Origin of the sequence: Halomonas sp. ND22Bw, from assembly GCF_003011945.1 — a bacterium.
In the GTDB taxonomy this organism is placed as follows: Bacteria; Pseudomonadota; Gammaproteobacteria; order Pseudomonadales; family Halomonadaceae; genus Halomonas; species Halomonas halophila.
The window spans coordinates 1-342 of record NZ_PXWD01000409.1; the positions used below are offsets into that span (position 1 = coordinate 1).

The window sequence follows — 342 nt, forward strand, 5'->3', positions numbered from 1 at the left end:
GGGTGTTGATGGACGGCGGCGTGCTCGCCATCGATCCGGCTTATTTCTCGCTCACAGGCGGGCGCGAACGCTGGCTCTATCGGGTCGCGCGCAAACATGCGGGTGGGGCCGGAAGCGACGGTTTCGCCATCTCGATGCCAACGCTCTTCGAGAAATCCGGCGCGGAAGGCGATTATCGGCGCTTCAAGTTCGAGATGACCAAGATCGCTCGGGAGAACGATCTGCCAGGCTACTCCCTGGACATCGAACAGCGTGACGATGCCGAACCGCTGCTGCGCATGACCAGGCGCGATCGCGAGCCGTCCGAGGAGGGCAAGCCCTCCCCTGCCCTCGCCCAAGCCT

Annotated in this window: 1 protein-coding gene; it reads left to right on the forward strand. The window is 64.3% G+C overall.

Translation table 11 applies throughout. From position 1 onward, the window contains the following. On the forward strand, nt 1-342 hold a 342-nt coding region (locus CVH10_RS18660), incomplete at both ends, for a replication initiator protein A (protein WP_181244500.1).